Origin of the sequence: Streptomyces eurythermus (genome assembly GCF_014649115.1) — a bacterium.
Classification (GTDB): Bacteria; Actinomycetota; Actinomycetes; order Streptomycetales; family Streptomycetaceae; genus Streptomyces; species Streptomyces eurythermus.
The window spans coordinates 53400-77763 of the sequence record NZ_BMSK01000022.1; the positions used below are offsets into that span (position 1 = coordinate 53400).

Below are 24364 nucleotides of genomic sequence, written 5' to 3' on the forward strand. Positions count from 1 at the left end.
GCACACGCGTACGGACGCCAAGGCCCCGAGCTGGTAGGCGCATAAGCTGTGCTCAAACGCCGGGTCACACAAAAGAAGGGGCACACCAGGTGAGCGCGAGCCACAGCGGCAGCGTCGAGCACATGCTGCGCCAGGTCACGCCCGGACGCTACGACGCCTACGAGGCCTTGCTGCGCGCCCTCGCCACCCCCACCACCGGCCAGATCTTCATGCTCCTGTGGCACGGCCAGGCCGGCGCCCCGGACGCCCAGTACGGGAACATGGAGGTGGACGGCTTCCACTACGCCCCCTGCGTGACCTCCGCCCAGGAGCTGTCGGCCAGTGGCTGGAACCGCTCCTACGAGGTGGCCGACGGCCTGGACGTGGCCCGCACCCTCTACCCCGACCACTACGGCCTCTGGCTCAACCCGCACGCGCCGGGCGGCGGCGTCGGCATCCCCTGGCCGGACCTGCGCCGCATCGCCACCGGTCTGGACCGCCAGCCCGCCGGCCCGCTGCGCCTGTCCGAGCCCGGCATCGAGATCCCGCAGTTCTACGCCCTGCTGGCGCAGAACGCGCACCGCACGCCCGCGCTGCGCTCGCTGCGCCGCGCCTGGGTGCAGCCCGCGCTCGGGGCGCCCTACCTCGCCATCGGCCTCGACGTGTACGACACCTCGCCCGCCGCGGTCGACTCGGTGCGCGCCATGATGCAGCAGTCCATCGGCGCGGTCCCGGAGGGCCTGCCGGTCTCGACGGTCGCCATGACCGACGACCACGACCCGGTGGTGATGTGGATGCGGGCCAACGCGCGCCCCTTCTACGACCGCGAGGCGCACGCCCCGGTGCCCCCGCCGCAGCCCCCGCTCCAGGTGCCGGCCCCGCCGCAGGCCCCGGCCGGCGGCTACGGCTATCCGCCGGCGCACGGCGGCTACTGACCAACCAGCCGCGGTGACAGGTTTGTCGACCCGCCCGCACAATGCACGGAAGCGGGACGCTTCTGCGCGCGTAGACTTCGGCCGAACCTCCCGAACCGCGTAGATTCGCCGTTCTGTCCCAACTGGCCCGCGTCCGGGGGCCGTTACCCACTGTTCGGATAACGGAATCCCCCGCACTGCATCACGGTTGCGCATACTTTCGCCGTCAGCTCTGGCGGGTGATCGCAACGACGCTGAAGACTCGCGACTCAGACACGAGGCCGAGGGCCTTGTGATCGATGGCAAGTCGACAAAGCCGCAATCCGCGGCAGGCGCAGGCCGGTCACCACCGGCGAGAGGGGTCGCTCACCGTGACCGCACCGATCGAGACCACCGGGGCGGCAGCCGAGGCGCAGCCGGAGGCTGTGCTGGAGGGTGCCGGTAAGGGGCAGATCGAGGGTCGTTCCCTGGGCCAGATCGCCTGGACCCGGTTCAAGAAGGACAAGGCCGCCGTCGCCGGCGGCGTCATCGTGATCCTGCTGATCCTCCTCGCCGTCCTCTCACGCCCCATCCAGGCCCTGTTCGGCCTCGACCCCAACGCCTTCCACCAGGACCTGATCACCCCGGACACCTCGCTGCCCACGGGCAGTTGGGGCGGCATGAGCGCGGACCACCCGCTCGGCGTGGACCCGAAGTTCGGCCGGGACATCGCCACCCGCATCCTGGAGGGCTCCTGGGTGTCGCTGGTGGTCGCCTTCGGCGCCACCATCCTGTCCAACGTCATCGGCGCGATCATGGGTGTCATCGCGGGCTACTACGGCGGGCGGGTGGACTCGATCATCAGCCGGCTGATGGACACCTTCCTCGCCTTCCCCCTCCTGCTGTTCGCGATCGCCATCTCCGCCACCCTCCAGGGCGGCGCCTTCGGCCTCAACGGCCTGCCGCTCCACCTGAGCGTGCTCATCTTCGTCATCGGCTTCTTCAACTGGCCGTATCTGGGCCGGATCGTGCGCGGTCAGACCCTCGCCCTGCGCGAGCGCGAGTTCGTCGACGCGGCCCGGGGCATGGGCGCCAAGGCCCCGTACATCCTGTTCCGGGAACTGATGCCGAACCTGGTCGGCCCGATCATCGTCTACTCGACGCTGCTGATCCCGACCAACATCATCTTCGAGGCGTCGCTGAGCTTCCTCGGCGTCGGCATCCAGCCCCCGCAGGCGTCCTGGGGCGGCATGCTCCGCGAGGCGGTCACCTACTACCAGGTCGACCCCCAGTACATGATCGTCCCCGGACTCGCCATCTTCGTCACCGTCCTGGCGTTCAACCTGCTCGGTGACGGTCTCCGCGACGCTCTCGACCCGCGCAGCCGCTGAAGCCTGCTGCGGAGAGTCCGACAAGTTTCCAATCAATGGAGGGGAAAGCGCCCATCATGCGAAGGTCAGCGCTGGCCGCGATCGCGGCCATCGGCTCCGCCAGCCTGTTTCTTTCGGGTTGCAGCAAGGCCGATGACAACACCAACGACAACGGCACCAAGTCGGCCGGGGCCAACGCCGCGACCAAGGGCGTCGTGAACGCGTCGGACAAGAAGGGTGGCACGGTCACCTACGAGATGTCCGACGTCCCGGACTCCTTCGACCCGGGCAACACGTACTACGCGTACATGTACAACCTCAGCCGGCTGTACGCCCGTCCGCTGATGACCTTCAAGCCCGGCCCCGGCGACGAGGGCAACACCCTGGTCCCGGACCTCGCGGCGAGCAAGGGCCAGCCCAGCGACGGCGGCAAGACCTGGACGTACAAGCTGCGCACGGGCCTGAAGTACGAGGACGGCACGCCGATCACCTCGAAGGACGTCAAGTACGCCGTCGAGCGTTCCAACTTCGCGCGTGACGTGCTCTCCCTCGGCCCGAACTACTTCCAGCAGTTCATGGCCGGCGGCGACAAGTACAAGGGCCCGTACAAGGACAAGAGCGACAAGGGCCTGTCCTCCATCGAGACCCCGGACGACACCACGATCGTCTTCCACCTGAAGCAGGCCTTCCAGGAGTTCGACTACCTGGTCGCCACCCCGCAGACGGCTCCGGTGCCGAAGGCGAAGGACACCGGCGTCGACTACGTCAAGCACATCGTGTCCTCCGGTTCCTACAAGTTCCAGAGCTACGAGGACGGCAAGCAGGCCGTGCTCGTGCGCAACGAGAACTGGGACGCGAAGACCGACCCGCTGCGCAAGCAGCTGCCGGACAAGATCGTCGTCAAGCTGAAGGTCAACCCGGAGACCATCGACCAGGACGTCATGGCCGGCACCGCCATCGACCTGGTCGGCACCGGTGTCCAGGCCTCGACCCAGGCCGAGGTGCTCACGGACCCGGACAAGAAGGCCGGCACCGACAACACCTACGGCGGCCGTCTCGTCTACCTGGCGATCAACAGCAAGCTGAAGCCGTTCGACAAGCCCGAGTGCCGCAAGGCCGTGCAGTACGCCATCGACAAGGTCTCCGTGCAGACCGCCGAGGGCGGCCCGGTCCGCGGTGAGATCGCCTCCACCGTCCTGCCCCCGGACATCCCGGGCTACGCCAAGGCCGACGCCTACGCCACCAAGGACAGCAAGGGCGACATCGCCAAGGCCAAGGACCAGCTGAAGGCCTGCGGCCAGACCTCGATCTCCACCAACATCACGGCCCGCTCGGACCGTCCGCAGGAGATCGACGCGGCCACCGCGATCATCAACTCGCTGAAGAAGGTCGGCATCAACGCCAGCCTCAAGCAGTACCCGTCCGGCAAGTACTTCACGGACTACGCGGGCGTGCCGAAGTTCACCCAGAAGCAGAACATCGGCCTGATGATGATGCAGTGGGGCGCCGACTGGCCCTCCGGCTACGGCTTCCTGCAGCAGATCCTGAACGGCAAGGCGATCAGCCAGTCCGGCAGCACCAACCTGTCGCAGTACGACAGCAAGGAAGTCAACGACCTGCTGGGCAAGGCGATCGCCACTCAGGACACCAGCGAGCGCAACAGCCTCTACACCCAGATCGACAAGAAGACCATGGACGACGCCGTCCTCGTCCCGCTGACCTACTTCAAGGTCCTGCTGGGCCGTCCGCAGAACTACACCAACCTGGTTTCCACGGCGGCCTTCAGCGGTCAGTACGACTACCTCAACATCGGCGTCGCGTCGAAGTAGCAGCCCCGGAAGGCAGGTGAAGGCATTGGTGCCCGTGGGCCCCCCGGCCCGCGGGCACCAGCGCCGGCCCCCGTGATCTCGTACATCCTCCGCCGGACGTTCGCGGCAGTGATCCTGCTGCTGGTCGTCTCCGCGGTCACCTTCGCCATCTTCTTCCTGCTGCCGCGACTCGCCGGCCAGACGGCGGACCAGCTGGCACAGCAGTACATCGGCAAGAGCCCGTCGAAGGCGGACATCGCCGCGGTCAAGCACAACCTCGGTCTGGACCAGCCCGTCTACGTCCAGTACTGGCACTTCATCAAGGGGATCGTGGCCGGCGCCACGTACGACCTCGGCCCGACCACGGTGCACTGCGACGCGCCGTGCTTCGGCTACTCCTTCAAGAACCACCAGGCGGTCTGGCCGGAGCTGACCTCCCGCATCCCGGTCACGGCCTCGCTGGCCGCGGGCGCCGCCGTGCTGTGGCTCCTGTCCGGTGTGGTGGTCGGCGTGATCTCCGCGTTGAAGCCGCGGTCGTTCTTCGACCGCCTCTTCATGGGCGTCGCGCTCGCCGGTGTCTCGCTGCCCATGTTCTTCACGGGCAAGCTGGCGCAGCTGATCTTCACCGTGCAGATCCCGATCTTCGGGCGCACCTATGTCCCGCTCACGGAGAACCCGGCGCAGTGGGCCAACACCCTCTTCCTGGCGTGGTGTTCGCTCGCCCTGCTGTACTCCGCCATCTACGCGCGACTGACCCGCTCGGGGATGCTGGAGACGATGAACGAGGACTTCATCCGCACCGCCCGGGCCAAGGGCCTGGTCGAGCGCAGCGTGGTGGTCAAGCACGGACTGCGTTCCGCGCTCACCCCGATCATCACCGTCTTCGGCATGGACCTCGGTCTGCTGCTCGGCGGTGCCGTGATCACCGAGTCCGTGTTCTCGCTGCACGGCATCGGCGAGTACGCGGTGCAGGGCATCACCGACAACGACCTGCCCAAGATCCTCGGCGTGACCCTGCTCGCCGCCTTCTTCGTCGTGATCGCAAACCTTGTGGTGGACGTCCTCTACGCCGCCGCCGACCCGCGGGTGAGGCTCTCGTGACCGAACTCTCCAAGAACGGTGCCGCGGTGGACGAGTCCGCCGCCGCCCAGCGTCCCGAAGCCTTCCTGGAGGTCCGCGACCTCAAGGTGCACTTCCCGACCGACGACGGCCTGGTCAAGTCCGTCGACGGGGTCAGCTTCTCGCTGGAGAAGGGCAAGACCCTCGCCATCGTCGGCGAGTCCGGCTCCGGCAAGTCGGTCACCTCGCTGGCCGTCATGGGCCTGCACCGGCTCGGCCCGCGCGGCAAGAACGTGCGGATGTCCGGCGAGATCTGGCTGGACGGCAAGGAACTGGTCTCCGCCTCCCCGGACGAGGTGCGCAAGCTGCGCGGCCGGGAGATGGCGATGATCTTCCAGGACCCGCTGTCCGCGATGCACCCCTACTACAAGGTCGGCGACCAGATCGTCGAGGCCTACCGGGTGCACCACGACGTCAGCAAGAAGGTCGCCCGCGCCCGGGCCATCGAGATGCTGGACCGGGTCGGCATCCCCGAGCCCGCCAAGCGCGTCGACGGCTACCCGCACGAGTTCTCCGGCGGTATGCGCCAGCGCGCCATGATCGCCATGGCCCTGGTCAACAACCCCGAACTGCTCATCGCGGACGAGCCGACCACCGCCCTCGACGTGACCGTCCAGGCGCAGATCCTCGACCTGATCCGCGACCTGCAGAAGGAGTTCGGCTCCGCGGTCATCATGATCACCCACGACCTCGGCGTGGTCGCCGAGATCGCCGACGAGGTCCTGGTGATGTACGGCGGCCGGTGCGTGGAGCGCGGCCCGGCCGGCGAGGTCTTCGAGCAGCCGCAGCACCCCTACACCTGGGGCCTGCTCGGCTCGATGCCCCGTATCGACCGCGAGACCTCCGAACGGCTCATCCCGGTCAAGGGCCAGCCGCCGAGCCTCATCAACGTCCCCTCGGGCTGCGCCTTCCACCCGCGCTGCCCGTACGCGGACATCCCCAAGGGGAACGTCACCCGCACGGTGCGCCCCGAGCTGGAGCAGGTGAGCACCGGGCACTGGTCCGCCTGTCACCTCCCGACCGAGGACCGCCAGCGGATCTGGACCGAAGAGATTGCGCCGAAGCTGTGAGTGAGACCAAGAAGACGGACGAGGCCGCGATCCCTCAGCAGACGTCGGCTTCCGAGGGCTCGGCGGACCGCGAGGTGCTGCTCAGGGTCGAGGGCCTGACGAAGCACTTCCCGATCAAGAAGGGCATCCTGCAGCGCCAGGTCGGCGCCGTGAAGGCCGTCGACGGCATCGACTTCGAGGTGCGCAAGGGCGAGACCCTGGGCGTGGTCGGCGAGTCGGGCTGCGGCAAGTCGACCATGGGCCGGGTCATCACCCGCCTCCAGGACCCGACCGGCGGGAAGATCACCTTCGAGGGCCAGGACATCACGCGGCTGAGCACCGGGCAGATGCGCCCGCTGCGCCGCGACATCCAGATGATCTTCCAGGACCCGTACGGCTCCCTGAACCCCCGCCACACCATCGGCTCGATCGTCTCGGCGCCCTTCCGGCTCCAGGGCGTGGAGCCCGAGGGCGGGGTGAAGAAGGAGGTCCAGCGGCTCCTGTCCCTGGTCGGCCTCAGCCCCGAGCACTACAACCGCTACCCGCACGAGTTCTCCGGCGGTCAGCGCCAGCGCATCGGCATCGCCCGCGCGCTCGCCCTGAAGCCGAAGCTGGTGGTGGCGGACGAGCCGGTCTCCGCGCTGGACGTGTCGATCCAGGCGCAGGTCGTGAACCTGATGGACGACCTCCAGCAGGAGCTGGGCCTGACCTATGTGATCATCGCCCACGACCTCTCGGTGGTCCGGCACGTCTCGGACCGGATCGCGGTGATGTACCTCGGCAAGATCGTGGAGCTGGCCGACCGCACCTCGCTGTACGAGGCGCCGATGCACCCGTACACCAAGGCGCTGATGTCGGCGGTGCCGGTGCCGGACCCGAAGCGCCGGGGGCAGAAGAACGAGCGCATCCTGCTGCGCGGCGACGTCCCGTCCCCGATCGCCCCGCCCTCCGGCTGCCGGTTCCACACCCGCTGCTGGAAGGCGACGGAGATCTGCCGGACGACCGAGCCGCAGCTGATCGAGCTGCGGCCGGGCCAGCGGGTCGCCTGCCACCACCCGGAGAACTTCGCCGACCAGGCCCCGCAGGACACGGTCCTGCTGTCGGCGGCGAAGGAGGCGTCGGAACTGGTCCCGGACGCGGTCGTCGCCGACGCTCCGGCGGAGACGAAGCCGGCGGCGGCCGGGGACGAGCCTGCGGCGGAGGAGAAGCCGGCGGGCGACAAGGAGCCCGCGGCGGAGGAGAAGCCGGCCGCGAAGGACACGGCTTCCGAGCAGGCCGAGGGCTCCGAGGCGACCGCTTCCGAGCAGGCCGAGGGCTCCGAGGCGACCGCTTCCGGCGATGCTTCGAAGACGGCGGTTCCGGAGACGGCGGCTTCCAAGACGCCCGCCGCCGAGCCCGCGGAAGCCGCCGAGCCCGCCGAGGACGCGGCCTCCGCCGAGGCCGTCGCCGAGGCCGCCGACACCGCCCCGGCCCCCGAAGCCGCCGAGGCCGCCGCGGCGGCGGAGACGGCCGGGGAGAAGACCGGCCCCGGCGCGAAGTCCACTCCCGGGAAGGCGACCGGGAAGGCGGCGAAGAAGACGCCCGGCAAGCCCGCCACCGGGACCGGCTCCGAGGAGTCGTCCGGGAAGTAGCGCATGACGACTCAGCAAAGTCATGCACATGCCTGAACGGGAGAGTGCAGAGTCGACCGTGCCCGACCACCGATCGGCACGCTCGAAAGGGACGACTCATGGCACTCTCCCGTTCGGCACGTCTCGGAGTCCTCGTCACCACGGCGGCCTCCTTCCTCGCCGTCGCCGCCTCCGCGCCCCCGACCCAGGGCGCCCCCGGCATCGGCGACCCCTACTTCCCGCGGCTGGGCAACGGCGGCTACGACGCCCGCCACTACGACCTGGACGTGGCCTACGCCCCCGGCACCGGCCGCCTGGACGGCCGCACCACGCTCACCGCGCGCGCCACCCAGACCCTCGCCTCCTTCGACCTCGACCTCCAGCAGCTGGAGGTCACACGGGTGGAGGTGAACGGCAGACGGGCGGAGTTCACCCGGGACGGCGACGAGATCACCGTCACCCCGCGCCGGGCGCTGCCCGAGGGCCGTGACTTCACCGTCTCCGTCACCTACGGCGGCACCCCCCGGCCGCTCAACGGCCCCATCGTCTTCGGCTCCGACTACGGCTGGATGAAGACCCCCGACGGCGTCTTCGTCGCCTGCGAGCCCAACGCCGCCTCCACCTGGTTCCCCTCCAGCGACCACCCCGCCGACAAGGCCACCTACGACATCCGGATCAAGGCGCCCAAGGGCCTGACCGCGGTCTCCAACGGCCGGCTGGTGTCGACGTACGACAAGGGAGAGTCGACGTACACCCACTGGCGGGAGTCCAAGCCGATGGCGACCTACCTGGCCACCGCCACCATCGGCGAGTTCGACGTGCGCACCGGACGGACCCCCGGCGGCATCCCGGTCTACGTGGCGATCGACCCGGTGCTGAAGAACGCCAACAACGTCGACGTCTACGGAGTCACCTCCGCCGTCACCGACTACTGGTCGCAGGTCTTCGGGCCCTACCCCTTCGAGGAGACCGGTGCCATCGTCGACGACATGCCGCAGGCCGGGTTCTCGCTGGAGGTGCAGTCCAAGCCCGCGTACTCGGCGGTGCGCGGCGAGGGGACGATCGTGCACGAGCTGGCCCACCAGTGGTTCGGCGACTCGGTGAGCGTGGCGCACTGGAACGACATCTGGCTCAACGAGGGCTTCGCCAGCTACGCCCAGTGGCTGTGGACCGAGCACAAGGGCACCCGCTCCGCCCACGACTCCTTCCGCGCCGCATACGACGCCCGGCCCGCCGACTCCACGTTCTGGCAGGTCAGGCCGGGTGCCCCGGAGCGGGACACCATGTTCGCCTCCGCCGTCTACCAGCGCGGCGCGATGACGCTCCAGATGCTGCGCGAGCGGATCGGCGACCCGGCGTTCTTCCGGCTGCTACCGGCCTGGACCCGGCTCCACCGGTACGGCAACGCCTCCACCGCCGACTTCATCCGCCTCGCCGAGCGGGTCAGCGGGCGGCAGCTGGACGACCTCTTCGACACCTGGCTGTTCACACCAGGGAAACCTGCCCTCTGACCTGGCTTTGTAAGGTTCGGGTGCTCTGACAGTAGAGAATGTCAGGGTGCAGCTCCAGCAACTCTTCAGTCCCTCCGTCCAGCACACGCTCGATGTGATCGGGATCTTCGTGTTCGCGATCTCCGGCGCCCTGCTGGCCGTCCGGAAGAACTTCGACGTGTTCGGCATCGCCGTGCTCGCCGAGGTCACCGCGCTGGGCGGCGGGCTGTTCCGGGACGTGATCATCGGGGCCGTCCCCCCGGCGGCCTTCACGGACCTCGGGTACTTCGTCACCCCGCTGCTCGCCGCGCTCGTCGTGTTCTTCCTGCATCCGCACGTGGAGCGCATCCAGTCGGCGGTGCTCGTCTTCGACGCGGCCGGCCTCGGCCTGTTCTGCGTCAGCGGCACGACGAAGGCGTACAGCTACGGCCTCGGACTGACCGCGTCGGCGACGCTGGGCCTGGCCACCGCCGTCGGCGGCGGTGTGCTGCGGGACGTGCTGGCCAATGAGGTGCCCTCGCTGCTGCGCTGGGACCGCGACCTGTACGCGGTCCCGGCGATCGTGGGCTCCGCGATGGTGGTGCTGTGCATCCGCTACGACATGCTCACCCCGCTCACCAGCGGGTTCGCGGCGCTCACGGCGTTCGTGCTGCGCCTGCTCGCGATGCGGTTCCACTGGCGGGCACCGCGTGCGTGGAACCGGCGCTCGACGGTGACGGAGGAGTAGCGGCCCCGGCGACGGAGGTGCCCCGCCCCTCGGCGTGGCTCTGGCCCATCCGGAGGGTCAGCCAGCGGAAGACGGTGGTGACCTGCGGGCGCCACAGCGCCATGGTGTGCCCGCCCGCGCTGCGCGGCAGGAGGACCACGCGCACGGTGGTGGGCGCCTTGGCGGCCGACTCCAGCGCCATGCCCGCCTGGTAGCCGTCGCCGGACTGGCCGGACAGGTACAGCGCGACCGGCGGCGGGGCGGCCGCCCCGCGCAGCAGCAGGTAAGGGTTGTTCGCGGCGCGCAGGGCGGGGGTCTGTGCGGCGAGGGAGTCGCGTTCGCCGATCGGGTCGTTGTAGCCGGACATGCTCACCGCGGCCCGGTACCGGTCGGGGTGCGCCACGGCCAGCTTGACCGCGCAGTGCGCGCCCGCCGAGTACCCGGCCACCGCCCAGCCGCGCGGGGCGGGCTGGACCCGGAAGTTGTCCTTGACCATCTTGGGCACGTCGATGCTGAGCCAGCTGTCGGCGTTGACCCGGCCGGGGATGTTGGCGCAGCCGGTGTCCACGCCGGCCAGCAGATTGGTGCGCGGGGCGACCAGGACGAACGGCGCCACCCGGCCCTCGCGCATCAGCGGCAGCAGCTGCTCGGCGGCGCGCAGCGAGCCGAACCATGCCTTCGCCGAGCCCGGGTAGCCCGGCAGCAGCTCCACCACGGGGAACTCGTGGTGCCGGTAGGCCGGGTCGTCGTACTGCGGCGGCAGCCAGACGTAGACCTCGGCGTTCACCCCGGAGACGCGGCCCTTGAGCTGGGTGACGCGCACGGGGCCGGCCGCGCGCATGCCGGGTCCGCCGACGGGCCGGAAGGTCTGCCGGACCCTGGGCAGCCGCTGCACCTGGATGCCGCCGGTGCCGTCCCGGCCGAGGTCGGCGGCCCGCTGCACGTGGTCGCCGGTGCCGAGCAGGTCGGCCCAGCTGTCGTACAGGTTGTTCTGGTTGTTGACCAGCACGAAGACCAGGGTGACGGCCGTGCCCTGGGCGAACAGCAGCATCAGTACGCGGGCCGCCGCCCGCAGCGGTCTGGGCCCGCGCATCCGTGACCACAGCGCGAGCGGCAGTACGAGGGCGACCACGGACAGCAGGACGGCGGTGCAGAGGAACGGAGTCCCGGTGAGGCTCATGTCCTCATAGAGGGGATTCCGGGGGAGCGGGTTGTGGACGTGTCCGGACACTTGCCGAGAAATTGCCCGATCTTCACCGGGGGACGAGATCACAACGGGGCGCCCGCAAGGAAAGCTACCGCTTAGTATTTATATGTTGTACCGTTCGCGCATGGCAGAAGCAGCTACCGTTCCCGCCTCGCCGGCCGCGATCGGCGACAGCGAGTTCGACCGCGACACCGCGGTCACCCGGCGCGAGCCCGGCGTCTACGACATCGACCTCTCGGCCGGCTGGACCATCATCAGCGCCGTCAACGGCGGCTATCTGCTGGCCGTGCTCGGCCGGGCGCTCGCGGACACCCTCCCGCACCCGGACCCCTTCTCCATCACCGCCCACTACCTGACCGCCTCGCGGCCCGGTCCGGCGGTCGTCCGCACCGAGACCGTCCGCGCCGGCCGCACCCTCTCCACCGGCCAGGCCTCGCTCTTCCAGTACGACGACGAGGGCAACGAGGTCGAACGCATCCGCGTCCTCGCCTCCTACGGCGACCTCGCCGCCCTCCCCGACGACGTCCGCACGACGGCCACCCCGCCCCCGATCCCGCCGCTGGAGCGGTGCCTCGGCCCCGAGGACGGCCCGGCCCCGATCGACGGCAGCAACGCCATCGCCGACCGGCTGATGATCAAGCTGGACCCCGCCACCACCGGCTGGGCCCTCGGCGCCCCCTCCGGCAAGGGCGAGATGCGCGCCTGGTTCGGCCTCGCCGACGGCCGCGACGCCGACCCGCTCTCGCTGCTCCTCGCCGTGGACGCCCTGCCGCCCACCGCCTTCGAACTGGGCCTCAAGGGCTGGGTGCCGACCGTGGAACTCACCGTCCACGTGCGCCGGCGTCCGGCCCCCGGCCCGCTGCGGATCTCGATCACCACCCGCAACCTGGCCGGCGGCTTCCTGGAGGAGGACGCCGAGGTGTGGGACAGCGCGGACCGGCTGGTCGCGCAGTCCCGCCAGCTGGCCCGGGTCAGGCTCGGCTGAGCGGCACCCGCCCCAGCCAGGCCGCCAGCCGCTCGTAGGCGCCGGCTCCCTCGGGGGCCGGCACCGGCGCGTCGAAGGGGCGGCCCTCCCTGGGCCCCTCCGGCAGCGCCTCCCGCGCGGCGGCCAGCGAGAACTCGGCCAGCTCCGGATCGAGCGCGAGCGGCCGGCCGATCGCCTCCGACAGGTCCCAGGTGTGCGTCACGATCTCCATGACGTACGCCGACAGGGCGGCCCGCCCGGAGATCTCCCCCCAGGGAACCGTCACCGACGACGCCATCCGCTCGTCGCTCTCCCAGGTCTTCAGCGCCCGCCGGCGGACCTCGTCGTAGGCCGCGGCCCAGCCGTCGTCGGGCACGTCCGGCGCGGTCATCGGCTCGCCCTGCCCCGCGCCGGTCTCGCCGACGACGGCGATCCGGCGGGTGCCGCCGACGACATGGCCGAGCAGCGCGCGCACGTCGTACTCGGCACACGGGGTGGGCGCGGTCAGCTGCTCGGGACGCACGGCCTCGACGAGCCGGGCCGCCTGGGCGGTGGCACGGGTGTACAGCGGACGGGGATCGGTGTTCATGACGGCCTTCCTTCACAGGGGTGGCGGGCGCCCGCGGTGGCGGCACGGGCGCCTGGGCGCCGGATCCGCCGCACCGGGACGGCTCGGGAGTACGTTCCCGCCGAAACCTGACATCCGCCGTCAGGTTTGCCACGGTCACCCGCCCGGCGGGACCCTGGCGCGGTGAAGTCCGACCGGCTGTTGTCGATCCTGCTGCTCCTGCAGACCCGGGGCCGGGTGCCCGCGCCCGAACTCGCCGAACGGCTTCAGGTGTCGGTCCGCACCATCTACCGGGACGTCGAGGCGCTGTCCGCCGCCGGGGTCCCGGTCTACGCCGAGCGCGGCCGGCACGGCGGCATCGGCCTCCTCGCCGGCTTCCGCACCGATGTCACGGGGCTGACCGCCGACGAGTCCCGGGCCCTGTTCGTGCTGGCCGCCCAGGGTGCGCACGCCGCGCTCGGCCTGGACGCGGCCCTCGCCTCGGCCCTGCGCAAGGTCATGGCCGCGCTGCCCGCCCCGCACCGCCCCGCCGCCGAGGTGACCAGCCGCCGGGTGCTGGTCGACGCCACCCGCTGGAAGAGCGGCCCGGAGCGGGCCGCCGACCTCGCGGTGCTCCAGGACGCCGTCTTCTCCGACCGGCGGCTGAGGCTGCGCTACCGGCACAGCGGGGAGCGGGAGGCGCGGACGTACACCGTCGATCCGTACGGCCTGGTGGCCAAGGCCGGGGTCTGGTACCTGGTCGCCGACCGGCGCGGCCGGCCCCGGCTGTTCCGCGCCGACCGGGTGCGCCGGGCACGGCTGCTGGACGAGCCCGTACGACGCAGGCCCGGCGTGGAACTCGCCGACGCCTGGGAGGAGTTGCGTCGGCGGGTGGAGGAGCGGGAGGGCGGGGTCGAGGTCACCGTGCGGGTCCGGCGCGAGGTGGCCGACATGTTCCGGCGGATGGCCGCCGCCCAGCTGACGGCGGAGCCCGAGGACGACGGCGAGAGCCCATGGGTCACCGCGCGGCTGGCCTACCCGGCGCTCCGGGCGGTACGCCAACTCCTCGCGTTCTCCGACCGGGTGGAGCTCCTGGACCCGCCCGAGGCGCGCGCCGAACTGGTGGCGGGGGCGCGTTCGGTGCTGGCGCTGTACGGGGAGGCGGGGACGGGGGAGGACTGAAGAGGTGTGGCGGGTGCGGCGGTTCAGTCCAGCCAGTGGGCGCGGCCGAGGGTGATGAGCCGCAGCTGGCGGGTGGCGAGCCGGGTCACCCGCTCCCGCTCGTCCTCGGGGGCCTCCAGCGCCTCCAGGAACAGCGAGGCGGTGATGAGCATCTGGTCGACGTAGAGGTGCGCGAGCATCAGCAGGTCGTCCTCGCTCCAGCCCTCCGCCTCCCGGTCCTTGGCCAGCTCGGCCCGCACCTCCTCGGCGAACCGGTACAGCTGGGCCCGGATGGCCTCCCGTACGGGCTGCACGCCCCCGTGCCGTTCGCGGGCGATGAACCTCACGTGTGCGGGGTACTCGGCCACATGACGGGCGATCAGCTCGACGGCGCGCGCGATGCGTTCCTCGCTGTCTCCCGTGGTGGACACCGTCGTCCGCACCATCGGATGCAGGCTGCCCAGCGCCTCGTCGACCAGGGCCACCCCGAGGTCGGCGGTCGAGCGGAAGTGCCGGTAGAAGGCGGTCGGGGCGACCCCGACGGCCCGGGTGACCTCGCGCAGGCCCAGGCTGCTCAGGCTCTGCTCCTCCAGCAGGGCGAGCGCCGCGTCGAGGAACGCCTGCCGGGTCTTCTGCTTCTGGGCCTGCCGGATGCCGAGGGTGTGACTCATGTCATCCAGTTAACAACTGTTCTCCGGAATTGGAAAGCCGCGAGAAGCGCTAGACTCGAAGTCAGTGAACAACTGTTACTACAACTGTTCACCCAAACTTCACACCGGCCGAACACGAGGCAAACCGGAGGGGGGATTCGATCCCATGCTGTTCCTCGTCGCCGCGCTCATGCTGCTCGGAGTGGTGCTGGGCACCGTGGCCCACGCGCCGCTGACCGTCAGCGCCGTCCTGGCCGCCGTCATCGCCGTCTGGCTCGGCGTCTTCGCGCTCCGCGAGCGCCACGGCCGCCGCCGCACGTCGTCCGACTGACCGTCGCGCAGTCTTCCGGGAGCTGAGCACCATGCACCTCACCGCACCGGCCGGCACCGGCCGCACCGACACGCGTCCGCGCACCCGGGACGCCGACGGCATGGCCGTCGCGTCCTTCATCCTCGGCCTCCTCGGCCTGCTCGTCCTCAACCTCCTCCTCGGCCCGATCGCCATCGTCCTCGCCGTGGCCGCCCTCTGGCGCGGCACGGCCCGCCGGGGCCGCGCCTGCCTGGGCCTCGCCCTGGGCGTCGCCGACCTGGTGATCCTGGCCGTGTCGATGGAGGTCACGGGGACGGTGTCCTGGAGCCTGTGAGGGGCGGGGCCCTTCTTCCGCCGGGCGGGTCGCCGACGGGTCCGCGTGCGCCGGAGCGGGCCGCGTTCCGGCCAACCCCCCTCGCGGCCCGGCCCGGCCGCGGGGGAGCCGTAGAATCGGCCTCACCATGGCTTACCTCGACCACGCCGCGACCACCCCGATGCTCCCGGAGGCGGCAGAGGCGCTCACCGCCCAGCTGAGCATCACGGGCAACGCCTCCTCCCTCCACGCGTCCGGCAGGCAAGCCCGCCGCACGGTCGAGGAAGCCCGCGAAACCCTCGCGGAAGCGCTCGGCGCCCGCCCCAGCGAGGTCGTGTTCACCTCGGGCGGCACCGAGGCCGACAACCTCGCCGTCAAGGGCCTGTACTGGTCCCGCGTCGCCGCCGACCCCGCCCGCACCCGCGTCCTCGCCAGCCCCGTCGAGCACCACGCCGTCCTCGACGCCGTGCACTGGCTCGGCGAGCACGAGGGCGCCACCGTCGAGTACCTCCCCGTCGACGCCTACGGCCGCGTCCACCCCGAGGCGCTGCGCGAGGCCATCGTCCGCGACCCCGGCGATGTCGCCCTGGCCACCGTGATGTGGGCCAACAACGAGATCGGCACCCTCATGCCGGTCCGGGAACTCGCCGACGTCGCCGCCGAGTTCGGCGTCCCGCTGCACGCCGACGCGGTCCAGGCATTCGGGCAGGTCCCCGTCGACTTCGCCGCCTCCGGCCTCGCCGCCATGACCGTCTCCGGCCACAAGATCGGCGGCCCGTACGGCATCGGCGCCCTGCTCCTGGGCCGCGAGTACACCCCCGTACCCGTCCTGCACGGCGGCGGCCAGGAACGGCACGTCCGCTCCGGCACGCTCGACGTACCCGCCGTCGCCTCCTTCGCCGTCGCCGGGCGGCTCGCCGCCGAGCGCCGGGAGCGGTTCGCGCGGGAGGTCGGCGGCCTGCGCGACCGGCTGGTCGACGCCGTGCGCGGCGCGGTGCCGGACGCGATCCTCGGCGGCGACCCGGCACCCGGGGGCCGGCTCCCCGCCAACGCCCACTTCACCTTCCCCGGCTGCGAGGGCGACTCCCTGCTGCTCCTGCTGGACGCCCAGGGCATCGAGTGCTCCACCGGCTCCGCCTGCACCGCGGGCGTCGCCCAGCCCAGCCATGTCCTCCTCGCCACCGGCACCGACCCGGACCTGGCCCGCGGCACCCTGCGCTTCTCCCTCGGCCACACTTCCACGGAGGCGGACGTCGAGGCGGTGGCGAAGGCGATCGGCCCGGCGGTGGAACGCGCCCGCGCGGCCGGGCTCACCTAGCCTGCCCGCCGGCCGGGCTCACCTGGCCTGCCCGCCGGCCGGGCTCACCTGGCCTGCCCGCCGGCCGGGCTCACCTGGCCTGCCCGCCGGCCGGGCTCACCTGGCCGGCGGGGTCTTGGCGCGCTCGGCGCCGACCAGGCGTATGTACCGCTCCCAGTCCCACAGCCGCCCCGGGTCCGTGTGGTCCGTGCCCGGCACCTGGGCGTGCCCGATGATGTGCTCCCGGTCCACGGGGATGCCGTACCGCCCGCATATCGCGGCCGCGAGCCGGGCCGAGGCCGCGTACAGGGCGTCCGTGAAGGACGCCGGGTCCTCCACGAAGCCCTCGTGCTCGATGCCGACACTGCGTTCGTTGTACTCCCGGTTGCCCGCGTGGAAGGCCACGTCCAGCTCGCGGACCAGCTGGGTGATCCGCCCGTCGCGGCGCACGATGTAGTGCGCCGCCGCGCCGTGCCCGGGGTCCTTGAAGGCCCGCACCGCCGACGCGTACCCGCCCTGGGTGACATGGACGACCACCCGGTCCACCGGGTAGTCGGCCGGCCGGTCCGCCCGCCGGTAGTTCGCCGCCGAGGCCGCCACCCAGCGCGCGCCCCGGAAGTCCACCGCGCCCGCCTCTCGCGGCTTGTCCACCCCGGGCAGCCGCCACCACGACCGGGACAGCTCCTCGCGGGCCAGCAGCGCCGTGCCCACGGCCGCCGCGATCCCGCCGACCAGCAGGGCCCGCCGCCCCAGCCGCCGGTCCCCGTCGCCCGCCGGCGGCCCCGTGCCCGCCCCCGCCGCCGAATCCGAAGTCGCCCCCATGTGACCGTCAACGGACGGCCGTCCGGCCGGGTTCCCGCGCCCCCGTACGCTGGTTCCCGCGCCCCCGTACCCTGGAAGGGTTATGACTGACACCCCGCAGCGCACCCGCCCCCTCCGCGTCCTCGCCGCCATGTCCGGCGGCGTGGACTCCGCCGTCGCCGCCGCGCGTGCCGCGGAGGCCGGCCACGACGTCACCGGCGTCCACCTCGCGCTCTCCGCGAACCCGCAGTCCTTCCGAACCGGCGCGCGGGGCTGTTGCACCATCGAGGACTCCCGCGACGCCCGCCGCGCGGCCGACGTCATCGGCATCCCCTTCTACGTCTGGGACCTCGCCGACCGCTTCCGCGAGGACGTCGTGGAGGACTTCGTCGCCGAGTACGAGGCCGGCCGCACCCCGAACCCGTGCCTGCGCTGCAACGAGAAGATCAAGTTCGCGGCGCTGCTGGACAAGGCGCTGGCCCTCGGCTTCGACGCCGTGTGCACCGGGCACTACGCCAAGGTGATCGTGAAGGAGGACGGCTCCCGCGAGCTGCACCGCGCCTCCGACATGGCCAAGGACCAGTCGTACGTCCTCGGCGTGCTGGACGACAAGCAGCTCGCGCACGCGATGTTCCCGCTCGGCGACACGGTCACCACCAAGGAGGAGATCCGCGCGGAGGCCGAGCGCCGGGGCCTGGCCGTGGCCAAGAAGCCCGACTCGCACGACATCTGCTTCATCGCCGACGGCGACACCCAGGGCTTCCTGGCCAAGCGGCTCGGCAAGGCCGAGGGCGACATCGTGGACGAGTCCGGCAGCAAGCTGGGCACCCACGAGGGCGCGTACGGCTTCACCATCGGCCAGCGCAAGGGCCTCAGGATCGGCACCCCGGCCCCCGACGGCAAGCCGCGCTACGTCCTGGACATCTCCCCGGTCACCAACACGGTCACCGTCGGCCCGGCCGAGGCCCTGGACGTCACCGCCCTCACCGCGATCCGGCCCCGCTGGTGCGGCACCGCCCCCACCGGCCCCGGCACCTACACCGCCCAGCTGCGCGCGCACGGCGGCGAGACCGAGGTGAGCGCCGAACTCGTGGCCGGCGAGCTGCGCGTGACCTTCACCGAGCCGGTGCGCGGCGTCGCCCCCGGCCAGGCGATCGTGCTCTACGACGGCACGCGCGTGGTGGGCTCGGCGACGATCGCGTCCACCACGCGCGCGACGGCGGCGACGGCGGTCTGAGCCACCCGGGCCGCCCTGTCCTTCCCGGCGGGGCTACCCCGCGAAGAACTCCGCCAGCACCGGCCCCAGCACGTCCGGCTCCACCATGTGGGTCTGGCCGGGCAGGACGCGGTACGTGCCCCGCGGCACCGCCTCCGCGACCGCCTGGCCCGCCCGGTGCATCCACTCCGGGCTCGCGCCGCCCGCGAGCGCGAGGACGGGTACGGGGATCCGGGCGAGCAGGTCCCCGGGGAGCAGGCCGTCGGCCATCACCGCGTCGTCGTGGGCGAGGCTGGGCGCGAGCGTCTCCATGCCGGCCCACATCGGGGACTGGCGGGCGCGCTCGATCACCGCCTCGCCGAGGCCCGTCTGGCGCAGGAACAGCTCCACCGCGTCCCCGCGCCGGCCCTCGGCCAGCGCCTCGGTCAGCCGCTCCTTGTAGGCCGCCTCGCGCGCGGCGCCGTCCGCCAGACGGTCGGCGTACGGCACCTCGTACACCGCCGCCCGGGTCGCCGGCACCCCGGCCGCCGCCGCGCGCAGCACCAGCGCGCCGCCCGAGGAGACCCCGAACAGCGCCGCGTCGCCGCCCACGGCGTCCGCCAGCGCGGCCAGGTCCTCGACCTCGCGGTCGACCGCGTACGGCGCCGTGCCGCCGCTCTCGCCGCGGCCCCGGCGGTCGTAGACGACGGCCGTGCAGCGCTCCGCGAGACGCTCGGCCAGGGGCAGCAGGGTGCCGCCGGTGGACATCGCGCCGCTCACCAGGATCACCGTCGGCCCGTGGCCGGTCACGTGGTACGCGAGAGAGGTGCCGTCGCGGGAAGTCGTCTTCTTGTCCATGGCCGTGCAGACTGCCGCACGGCACCCCGCTCACCGGTCACGACACGGCGATACCGGGGGTGGTCATGAGACCTCGGTGTCGTAGAAGCAGTAGTGGTCCTCGAGCTCGGCCATCTCGGGCTTGGGCTCGGGGTACGCCCAGACGAGGTCGGCCGCGCCCGGCAGCGACCAGTAGGACGCCGTGCCCTTGTAGGGGCAGACGGTGTGCGTGTCGGAGGGGGTCAGCAGATCGAGGCGTACGTCCTCGGCGGGGATGTAGTACCGCACCGGACAGCCCGTCTCGCGCAGTTCCAGCGGACGGTCGGTCTCCGCCAGCACCCGGCCGTCGTGCACCGCGCGCACGTGCCGCTCGCTCTTGTGGATCGTGATCGTGTGTCCATCGGTCATACCGGAACAGCACCGGACGGAGCGCGCTTCTTCCCGCGCTTTCTCCCGCGCGGCGCGGGCACCGTACGGTATAGGCCATGAACATCTGCGTCTTCCTGTCCGCCGCCGACCTCGACGAGCGTTACACGCGCCCCGCGCGCGAGTTCGCGGAACTGCTCGGCAAGGCCGGTCACACCCTGGTCTGGGGCGGTTCCGACAGCGGTCTGATGAAGGTCGTCGCCGACGGTGTGCAGGAGGCGGGCGGCCGGCTGCTCGGCGTCTCCGTGGAGTTCCTGGCGAACAAGGCGCGACCCGGCGCCGACGAGATGATCATCGCGGCCGACCTCGCCGAACGCAAGAAGCTGCTGCTGGAGAAGGCCGACGCCGTGGTGATCATGGTGGGCGGCACCGGCACCCTGGACGAGGCCACCGAGATCCTGGAGCTGAAGAAGCACGGCCGCACCGACAAGCCGGTCGTGCTGCTCAACACCGCCGGTTTCTACGACGGCCTGCGCGAGCAGTTCCGCCGCATGGAGGCCGAGGGCTTCCTGCCCCGCCCGCTGGCCGAGCTGGTCTTCTTCGCCGACGAGCCCGCCGGGGCCCTGGCCTACCTCGAGGAGCAGCTCGCCGGGCACTGATGCGAGCATGGGCCCCATGGCTACACATGTGATCACCGGGGCCGGTTCCGGCATCGGCGCGGCCGTGGCCCGCCGGCTGCACGCGCGCGGGGACGAACTCGTGCTGCACGCGCGCGACGCGGCCCGCGCCAAGGAGCTGGCGGCCGCCTTCCCCGGCGCCCGCACCCTGGTCGGCGACCTCGCGGACCCGGACCGGCTCTCCTGGGCGTTCTCCCACCAGTCGCTCCCGGACCGGGTGGACTCCCTGCTGCACATCGCCGGGGTCGTCGAGCTGGGCGCGGTCGGCGACCTCACCCCGAAGTCCTGGCACCACCAGCTGAACGTCAACCTGATCGCCCCGGCCGAGCTGACCCGGCACTTCCTGCCGCAGCTGCGGGCGGCCCGCGGCCACGTGGTCTTCGTCAACTCCGGGGCCGGACTGAACGCCAGTGCCGGCTGGTCCGGGTACGCCGCCTCCAAGCACGGCCTGAAGGCCCTCGCCGACGCCCTGCGCCAGGAGGAGCACGCGAACGGTGTCCGCGTCACCTCGGTCTACCCCGGCCGCACCGCCAGCCGCATGCAGGCCAAGGTGCACCAGCAGGAGGGCAAGGAGTACGACCCGGCGAAGTGGATCGACCCCGAGTCGGTCGCCACGACGATCCTGATGGCCCTGGACCTGCCGCGGGACGCCGAGGTCCACGACCTGTCGGTGCGCCCGGGCCGCTGACCCGGGGCCCGGGCCGCTGACCCGGGTCCCGGGCCGGCCGACCCCGGGCCCGTACCACTCGGCGCGCCGGGTTCCGTAGGCTTCCCTGGTGAGCGAAAACAGCCAGTTCAGGTTCCCGGGAGCCACCGGCGTCGGCTCCCTGCCCGGCACCGACGCGCGGGAGGCCGCCAAGACCGTCACCGGCAGCTTCGAGGACTTTCCGTTCCTCGCCGAGCTGCCCGCGCGCGGTCCCGGCGCCGACATGATCGGCCGGACCGCCGGGATGCTGGTCGAGCTGTACGCGCGCGTGGAGCCCAGCGGCTGGCGGATCGGGGACCGGCCGGGCCGGGACACCCGGCGGGCGCGGTCCTGGCTGGTGGAGGACCTGGACGCCCTGGAGGAGTTCACCCAGGGCTACGAGGGCGATCTGAAGGTGCAGGCCGTCGGGCCGTGGACGCTGGCCGCCGCGCTGGAGCTGAGGAACGGCGAGGCCGCCCTGTCGGACGCCGGTGCCTGCCGGGACCTCGCCGCCTCGCTCGCCGAGGGGCTGCGGCTGCACCTGGCCGAGGTCCGGCGGCGGGTCCCGGGCGCCCGGCTCGTCCTCCAGCTCGACGAGCCCTCCCTGACCGCCGTGCTGCGCGGGCAGGTCCGCACCGCCAGCGGCTACCGCACCCACCGCGCCGTGGACCGGCAGGTCGTGGAGGCCACACTGCGGGACGTCGTCGCGGCGGCCGGCGACGGTCCGGTGACCGTGCACTCCTGCGCCCCGGACGTGCCGTTCGCGCTGCTGCGGCGGGCCGGCGCGGCGGCCGTCTCCTTCGACTTCGCGCTGCTCACCGAGCGTGACGACGATCTGATCGGCGAGGCCGTCGAGGCGGGTACCCGGCTGTTCGCCGGTGTCGTGCCGGGCACGGACGGCCCGTTGTCAGACCCTGCCGGTAGCGTCATGGGTGTCAGGACGCTGTGGCGCAGGCTGGGGCTGCATCCGGGGTTGCTCGCGGAGGCGGTCACGGTGACCCCGGCGTGCGGTCTGGCGGGGGCGTCCCCCGCCTATGCGCGCCGGGCGCTCGCCCACTGCGTCCGGGCGGCGAGATCCCTCGCGGACAACCCTGAGTAACGGAGGACAACACGGTGGCCGGCGACAAGCAAGCGGAGACGACAGCGGTGCCCGCCGAGGCCCGCGAGACCCACGCGCGCCTGGCGGAGCAGATCGAGGAGCACCGCTTCCGGTACTACGTGAAGGACGCTCCCGTCGTCAGCGACGCGGAGTTCGACCGGCTCCTGAAGTCCCTGGAGGAACTGGAGGAGCGCTATCCGGAGCTGCGCACCCCGGACTCGCCCACCCAGAAGGTCGCGGGGTCCTACGAGACGGAGTTCACCGCCGTCGAGCACCGCCAGCGGATGCTGTCGCTGGACAACACGTTCAACGACGAGGAGCTGGCCGCCTGGACCGACCGCATCGCGCGGGAACTGGGCGACCAGGCGTACCACTTCCTGTGCGAACTGAAGGTGGACGGCCTCGCGGTCAACCTCACCTACGAGAAGGGCCGGCTGACCCGCGCGGCCACCCGCGGGGACGGCCGCACCGGCGAGGACATCACGCCGAACGTGCGCACCATCGCGGAGATCCCCGACCGCCTGGGCGGCGAGGAGGTGCCCGACCTGGTGGAGATCCGCGGCGAGGTCTACTTCCCGATGGAGAAGTTCCTCGAACTGAACGAACGCCTGGTCGCGGCCGGTGACAAGCCGTTCGCCAACCCCCGCAACGCCGCCGCCGGTTCGCTGCGCCAGAAGGACCCGAGAGTCACCGCGACCCGCCCGCTGCACATGGTGGTGCACGGCATCGGCGCCCTGGAGGGCTTCACCGGCCTGACCCGGCTCTCCCAGGCGTACGACCTGCTGAAGACCTGGGGCCTGCCCACCTCCCCGCACAACCGCGTGGTCGACGGCCTGGACGGGGTGCGCGAGTTCATCGCGTACTACGGCGAGAACCGGCACTCCGTCGAGCACGAGATCGACGGTGTCGTGGTCAAGCTGGACGAGATCCGCCTCCAGGGGCGGCTCGGCTCCACCGCGCGGGCGCCGCGCTGGGCGATCGCCTACAAGTACGCGCCGGAGGAGGTCAACACCAAGCTGGTCGACATCAAGGTGGGCGTCGGCCGCACCGGCCGGGTCACGCCGTACGCCCAGGTCGAGCCGGTCACGGTCGCGGGCAGCGAGGTGGAGTTCGCCACCCTGCACAACCAGGAGGTCGTCAAGGCCAAGGGCGTCCTTATCGGGGACACCGTCGTGCTGCGCAAGGCCGGTGACGTCATCCCGGAGATCCTCGGCCCGGTGGTGGACCTGCGGGACGGCGGCGAGCGGGAGTTCGTGATGCCGGCCACGTGCCCGGAGTGCGGCACGCCGCTGCGGCCGATGAAGGAGGGCGACGTCGACCTGCGCTGCCCGAACGCCCGTACCTGTCCGGCCCAGTTGCGCGAGCGGGTGTCGTATCTGGCGGGCCGCGAGTGCCTGGACATCGAGCACTTCGGCGCGGTGGCCGCCGCCGCGCTGACCCGGCCGCTGGAGCCGGCCGACCCGCCGCTGGTGGACGAGGGCGACCTGTTCGACCTGACGGTGGAGAAGCTGCTGCCCATCAAGGCCCATGTCCTGGACCCGGACAGCGGACTGCCCAAGCGCGACCCGAAGACCGGTGAGGCGAAGGTCGTCACGGTCTTCGCCAACCAGAAGGGCGAGCCGAAGAAGAACACCCTCGCCCTGCTGGCGAACATCGAGGCGGCCAAGTCCCGTCCCCTGGCCCGTTTCCTGAACGGGCTGTCCATCCGGCACGTGGGGCCGGTCGCCGCGCAGGCCCTGGCGCGCGAGTTCCGCTCCATCGACCGCATCGAGCAGGCGACCGAGGAGGAGCTGGCGGCCACCGACGGCGTCGGCCCGATCATCGCCGCCGCGCTCAAGGAGTGGTTCGCCGAGGACTGGCACCGCGAGATCGTCCGCAAGTGGAAGGCCGCCGGGGTGCCGCTGGAGGACGAGGCGTCCGGCGAGGACGAGGGGCCGCGCCCGCTGGAGGGGCTCACGGTCGTCGTCACCGGCACGCTGGAGAAGCACACCCGGGACGGCGCCAAGGAGGCGCTGCAGAGCCGGGGCGCCAAGGTGACCGGTTCCGTTTCGAAAAAGACATCTTTCGTCGTTGTGGGTGACAACCCCGGATCGAAATATGACAAGGCTATGCAGCTGAAGGTTCCTGTTCTGAACGAGGACGGTTTCGACGTCCTGTTGGAACAGGGCCCCGAAGCGGCGGCCGAAGTCGCGCTTCCGACCGAGGAGTAGCGGTTGAAGGCCACCCGTTCG

At 71.8% G+C, this 24364-nt stretch carries 24 protein-coding genes; 18 read left to right on the forward strand and 6 right to left on the reverse strand.

The window, feature by feature from the left end; translation table 11 throughout:
• The first annotated feature begins 122 nt into the window (after nucleotides 1-122).
• From IE251_RS33295 to IE251_RS33330, 8 genes are all read left to right on the forward strand, one after another.
• Nucleotides 123-914: an enhanced serine sensitivity protein SseB C-terminal domain-containing protein gene (locus tag IE251_RS33295; RefSeq protein ID WP_189756732.1), complete on the forward strand. Its 792-nt coding sequence runs from the start codon at nucleotides 123-125 to the stop codon at nucleotides 912-914.
• A 350-nt stretch (nucleotides 915-1264) separates the two neighbouring features.
• On the forward strand, nucleotides 1265-2263 hold the full coding sequence (locus IE251_RS33300) for an ABC transporter permease (RefSeq protein ID WP_030791778.1): 999 nt from the start codon (nucleotides 1265-1267) through the stop codon (nucleotides 2261-2263).
• Between the two features lie 56 nt (nucleotides 2264-2319).
• Nucleotides 2320-4071, forward strand: coding sequence for an ABC transporter substrate-binding protein (locus tag IE251_RS33305; RefSeq protein WP_444545178.1), 1752 nt, complete (start codon nucleotides 2320-2322; stop codon nucleotides 4069-4071).
• Between the two features lie 72 nt (nucleotides 4072-4143).
• The gene (locus tag IE251_RS33310) at nucleotides 4144-5151 is read left to right on the forward strand and encodes an ABC transporter permease (RefSeq protein WP_030791792.1); all 1008 of its coding nucleotides are present in this window, start codon (nucleotides 4144-4146) and stop codon (nucleotides 5149-5151) included.
• On the forward strand, nucleotides 5148-6239 hold the full coding sequence (locus tag IE251_RS33315; RefSeq protein ID WP_189756677.1) for an ABC transporter ATP-binding protein: 1092 nt from the start codon (nucleotides 5148-5150) through the stop codon (nucleotides 6237-6239). Before IE251_RS33310 ends, IE251_RS33315 begins: the two co-directional genes overlap by 4 nt.
• Nucleotides 6236-7849, forward strand: a complete 1614-nt coding sequence (locus IE251_RS33320) for a dipeptide ABC transporter ATP-binding protein (protein ID WP_229897040.1) — start codon at nucleotides 6236-6238, stop codon at nucleotides 7847-7849. Before IE251_RS33315 ends, IE251_RS33320 begins: the two co-directional genes overlap by 4 nt.
• A gap of 98 nt (nucleotides 7850-7947) precedes the next feature.
• A complete protein-coding gene (locus IE251_RS33325) occupies nucleotides 7948-9339 on the forward strand; it encodes a M1 family metallopeptidase (protein ID WP_189756678.1) in 1392 nt (463 codons plus the stop codon).
• A gap of 46 nt (nucleotides 9340-9385) precedes the next feature.
• A complete protein-coding gene (locus IE251_RS33330) occupies nucleotides 9386-10045 on the forward strand; it encodes a trimeric intracellular cation channel family protein (protein WP_189756679.1) in 660 nt (219 codons plus the stop codon).
• On the opposite strand, the gene IE251_RS33335 is transcribed toward IE251_RS33330, so the two are convergent.
• Complete coding sequence (locus IE251_RS33335; RefSeq protein WP_189756680.1) at nucleotides 9954-11204, reverse strand: alpha/beta hydrolase; 1251 nt, start codon at nucleotides 11202-11204, stop codon at nucleotides 9954-9956. The genes IE251_RS33330 and IE251_RS33335 overlap by 92 nt on opposite strands.
• Before the next feature lie 151 nt (nucleotides 11205-11355).
• Between IE251_RS33335 and IE251_RS33340 the strand changes: the two genes are divergently transcribed.
• Nucleotides 11356-12216, forward strand: coding sequence for a thioesterase family protein (locus IE251_RS33340; protein ID WP_189756681.1), 861 nt, complete (start codon nucleotides 11356-11358; stop codon nucleotides 12214-12216).
• Here the strand turns inward: IE251_RS33340 and IE251_RS33345 are convergent.
• Complete coding sequence (locus IE251_RS33345) at nucleotides 12203-12784, reverse strand: TIGR03086 family metal-binding protein (RefSeq protein WP_189756682.1); 582 nt, start codon at nucleotides 12782-12784, stop codon at nucleotides 12203-12205. The genes IE251_RS33340 and IE251_RS33345 overlap by 14 nt on opposite strands.
• A gap of 162 nt (nucleotides 12785-12946) precedes the next feature.
• On the opposite strand from IE251_RS33345, the gene IE251_RS33350 reads away from it, so the two are divergent.
• Nucleotides 12947-13924 (forward strand): helix-turn-helix transcriptional regulator, encoded by a 978-nt coding sequence (locus tag IE251_RS33350; RefSeq protein WP_189756683.1) that lies wholly within the window; start codon nucleotides 12947-12949, stop codon nucleotides 13922-13924.
• A 23-nt stretch (nucleotides 13925-13947) separates the two neighbouring features.
• Here IE251_RS33350 and IE251_RS33355 read toward each other — a convergent pair whose 3' ends face one another.
• Nucleotides 13948-14574, reverse strand: coding sequence for a TetR family transcriptional regulator (locus tag IE251_RS33355; RefSeq protein WP_189756684.1), 627 nt, complete (start codon nucleotides 14572-14574; stop codon nucleotides 13948-13950).
• A 145-nt stretch (nucleotides 14575-14719) separates the two neighbouring features.
• Between IE251_RS33355 and IE251_RS33360 the strand changes: the two genes are divergently transcribed.
• From IE251_RS33360 to IE251_RS33370, 3 genes are all read left to right on the forward strand, one after another.
• Nucleotides 14720-14884, forward strand: a complete 165-nt coding sequence (locus IE251_RS33360; protein ID WP_030614499.1) for a hypothetical protein — start codon at nucleotides 14720-14722, stop codon at nucleotides 14882-14884.
• A 31-nt stretch (nucleotides 14885-14915) separates the two neighbouring features.
• Nucleotides 14916-15197 (forward strand): DUF4190 domain-containing protein, encoded by a 282-nt coding sequence (locus IE251_RS33365; RefSeq protein ID WP_189756685.1) that lies wholly within the window; start codon nucleotides 14916-14918, stop codon nucleotides 15195-15197.
• A gap of 127 nt (nucleotides 15198-15324) precedes the next feature.
• Nucleotides 15325-16494 carry a cysteine desulfurase family protein gene (locus IE251_RS33370; protein ID WP_189756686.1) on the forward strand — a complete coding sequence of 390 codons (1170 nt, stop codon included), beginning with the start codon at nucleotides 15325-15327 and terminating at the stop codon, nucleotides 16492-16494.
• 96 nt (nucleotides 16495-16590) lie between these two features.
• On the opposite strand, the gene IE251_RS33375 is transcribed toward IE251_RS33370, so the two are convergent.
• Nucleotides 16591-17295, reverse strand: a complete 705-nt coding sequence (locus tag IE251_RS33375) for an N-acetylmuramoyl-L-alanine amidase (protein ID WP_051816126.1) — start codon at nucleotides 17293-17295, stop codon at nucleotides 16591-16593.
• Between the two features lie 82 nt (nucleotides 17296-17377).
• On the opposite strand from IE251_RS33375, the gene mnmA reads away from it, so the two are divergent.
• Nucleotides 17378-18511 (forward strand): tRNA 2-thiouridine(34) synthase MnmA, encoded by a 1134-nt coding sequence (gene mnmA / locus IE251_RS33380; RefSeq protein ID WP_189756687.1) that lies wholly within the window; start codon nucleotides 17378-17380, stop codon nucleotides 18509-18511.
• Nucleotides 18512-18544: 33 nt separating this feature from the next.
• On the opposite strand, the gene IE251_RS33385 is transcribed toward mnmA, so the two are convergent.
• A complete protein-coding gene (locus IE251_RS33385) occupies nucleotides 18545-19327 on the reverse strand; it encodes an alpha/beta fold hydrolase (RefSeq protein ID WP_189756688.1) in 783 nt (260 codons plus the stop codon).
• A 63-nt stretch (nucleotides 19328-19390) separates the two neighbouring features.
• On the reverse strand, nucleotides 19391-19714 hold the full coding sequence (locus IE251_RS33390) for a DUF427 domain-containing protein (protein ID WP_189756689.1): 324 nt from the start codon (nucleotides 19712-19714) through the stop codon (nucleotides 19391-19393).
• A gap of 77 nt (nucleotides 19715-19791) precedes the next feature.
• On the opposite strand from IE251_RS33390, the gene IE251_RS33395 reads away from it, so the two are divergent.
• The 4 genes from IE251_RS33395 (at nucleotide 19792) to ligA (ending at nucleotide 24343) form a co-directional block, all read left to right on the forward strand.
• Nucleotides 19792-20331 (forward strand): LOG family protein, encoded by a 540-nt coding sequence (locus IE251_RS33395; RefSeq protein ID WP_189756690.1) that lies wholly within the window; start codon nucleotides 19792-19794, stop codon nucleotides 20329-20331.
• A gap of 7 nt (nucleotides 20332-20338) precedes the next feature.
• Nucleotides 20339-21037 (forward strand): SDR family oxidoreductase, encoded by a 699-nt coding sequence (locus IE251_RS33400; RefSeq protein ID WP_189756691.1) that lies wholly within the window; start codon nucleotides 20339-20341, stop codon nucleotides 21035-21037.
• Nucleotides 21038-21125: 88 nt separating this feature from the next.
• Nucleotides 21126-22133: a methionine synthase gene (locus IE251_RS33405; protein WP_189756692.1), complete on the forward strand. Its 1008-nt coding sequence runs from the start codon at nucleotides 21126-21128 to the stop codon at nucleotides 22131-22133.
• Nucleotides 22134-22147: 14 nt separating this feature from the next.
• The gene (gene ligA, locus IE251_RS33410; RefSeq protein ID WP_189756693.1) at nucleotides 22148-24343 is read left to right on the forward strand and encodes an NAD-dependent DNA ligase LigA; all 2196 of its coding nucleotides are present in this window, start codon (nucleotides 22148-22150) and stop codon (nucleotides 24341-24343) included.
• Nucleotides 24344-24364 lie beyond the last annotated feature (21 nt).